This is a genomic window from Prevotella sp. MGM2 (genome assembly GCF_002933955.1).
Classification (GTDB): domain Bacteria; phylum Bacteroidota; class Bacteroidia; order Bacteroidales; family Bacteroidaceae; genus Alloprevotella.
Window position 1 is genome coordinate 1 of record NZ_BEWW01000159.1, and the last position, 2170, is coordinate 2170.

A 2170-nucleotide genomic window follows, 5' to 3' on the forward strand; every position below is an offset into this window, starting at 1 on the left:
GTATGGCGGGCGTGACATCATCCGCGCCTGACGCCCGGTTTGCCGGCGTGGGAGAGGCCCCGATGAAATGACAGGCAGAGAGGTTGTCCGGAACGCTTGAGAAGGCCTTCCGGACAACCGTTGCTTTTTTAAGGAAAGAAGACATTACGGCGCCCTTGCCGGCGTGTGATGACATATATTTTAGGTATCTTTGCCGGCGTGACCGGTTGAAGACTTGACTTGGGTAATTAGTTTTGAATTAACTTTAAATGAACCGTGATATGAAATTACGTTATTATCTGCTCGGCCTGCTCCTGACAGCGTTTCAGGCAGGGGCGTCCCGGGAGTTGCCGCTTGAGGTTAAACACCGTGATTATGCTTTCCAGAAGATAGATTTCGGGCGGAATCCTTGCAGGATAGGAGGATTATGACGACTTTTGCGGTGAAGTTGCGCATAGGCGGAGCGGCGCCGACCCGGCCGCTCGTTCACTGAATGCCGGCAACAGTGTCAGAACATCGTTGTTCATAAATGGATTATCAGAAATACAATTTAACCAACACAAGTATCATGAAAAAGAAAAATCTGCTTCTTACGCTGGCTTTCGCGGCCATGCCCGTGATGGCACAAATGCCCGACACGGAACTTCCCGATCCGCATCCCGCTCCTGCGTCTGCCTGGCAGGGAGTGACAAAGGCTGCATTGGGATGGGGAAACATCGACACACAGTACGGCCGCAACGCCGTACCCCGCATGGCCGACAGGCTCGACCTCTATGCCTGGCGCGGAGAGCGTGTCAGCGCACAGGCCCTCGTGCTTGTCCCCCAAGGCGGCAAGGTGACATTCAGCGTCAGCGACCTGCGCAACGGCAGGCACGTGATTCCGGCCGAGGCCGTCAACCGTTATTTCGTGCGTTACGTGATGAGCGATTCGTTGCGTCAGGGGGAATACCTTGTGCCCGACCGTCTGGACCCCGCTCGGGAACTGACGGCCGAAGCGCAGACAGTGCGCCCCCTGTGGCTCGACATCCGTGTGCCACAGACTGCCGCGCCGGGCAAGTACAGGGGAACGCTTACGGCCCATGTGGACGGCACCGGACTGACCATCCCCTTCACGCTTGAGGTAGGCCGCCGCACGCTCCCGGAGCCGTCGGAATGGGCCTTCCATCTTGACTTGTGGCAGAATCCCTATTCCGTGGCACGTTTCTATGGCGTGAAGCTGTGGAGCAAGGAACATTTCGACCGGATGCGCCCCATGATGAAGGAGTTGGCCGCAGCCGGACAGAAGGTGATAACAGCCAGCATCATCAAGCATCCGTGGAACGGACAGACCGAGGATGCCTTTGAGAGCATGATAGGGAAAACGCTGACGCAAGGCGGCGAATGGCGCTACGACTACCGCGTGTTCGACCGCTGGGTGGAGTTCATGATGGACTGCGGCATCACTGAGCAGATAGACTGCTACACCATCGTGCCATGGCACCTGCTCTTCGAATACTACGACGAGGCGCGCAACTGCACCGTTCAGGAAAAACTCGCACCCGGATCGAAGGAATATGAAGATTATCTCATCCCCTTCCTGAAGGACTTCGCGCGGCACCTGAAGGAAAAAGGATGGTTCGGGAAAACCTGCATAGCCATGGACGAACGCCCGAAGTCGCTCCTTGAACCGGCTTATGCCGTGCTCTACAAGGCCGATCCGGGTTTCCGCGTCAAGGGAGCCATCAATTACTTTGGTCCCGAGGTGTCAGAGCGCATGTATGACATCAGTTTCTCCTTCAACCAGCCTCTGCTGACTCCCCAGCAGATTGCGGCCCACCGCAGCAAAGGACATAAAGTGACTTTCTATACCTGTACCGGACATGTGCGTCCCAACACTTTTGTCAAGTCGCGCCCCGCCGAGGCTGCCTGGCTGGGATGGCACACGGCGGCGGCCGACTATGACGGCTACCTGCGCTGGGCGTTCAACAGTTGGGTAAAGAATCCGTGGCAGGACAGCCGTTTCGTGCGCTTCGAGGCGGGCGACTGCTTCCTGGTTTATCCCGGCGGAACGAGCGTCCGGTGGGAACGCCTCGTAGAGGGTATTGAGGACTTTGAGAAAATACGCGTCCTGCGCAGCGAACTCAAAGGAAAGAAACTGCAGCGGCTCAATGATGAAATCAAGAAATTCTCGCCCGTGAAGATAGAACCCGGC

The 2170-nt window shown here is 56.8% G+C and carries 2 protein-coding genes; both read left to right on the top strand.

What is annotated here, in order from left to right; all coding sequences use genetic code 11:
• The first annotated feature begins 260 nt into the window (after positions 1-260).
• Positions 261-410, top strand: coding sequence for a hypothetical protein (locus tag C5S62_RS13515; protein WP_172486231.1), 150 nt, complete (start codon positions 261-263; stop codon positions 408-410).
• Between the two features lie 137 nt (positions 411-547).
• Positions 548-2170: DUF4091 domain-containing protein (locus C5S62_RS03680; RefSeq protein ID WP_190311548.1), on the top strand; the 1623-nt coding region annotated here is incomplete at its 3' end.

Excerpts from the sequence above, each read along its gene's own strand:
- C5S62_RS13515 (WP_172486231.1), top strand. The coding sequence starts at position 261 with ATGAAATTACGTTATTATCTGCTCGGCCTGCTCCTGACAGCGTTTCAG.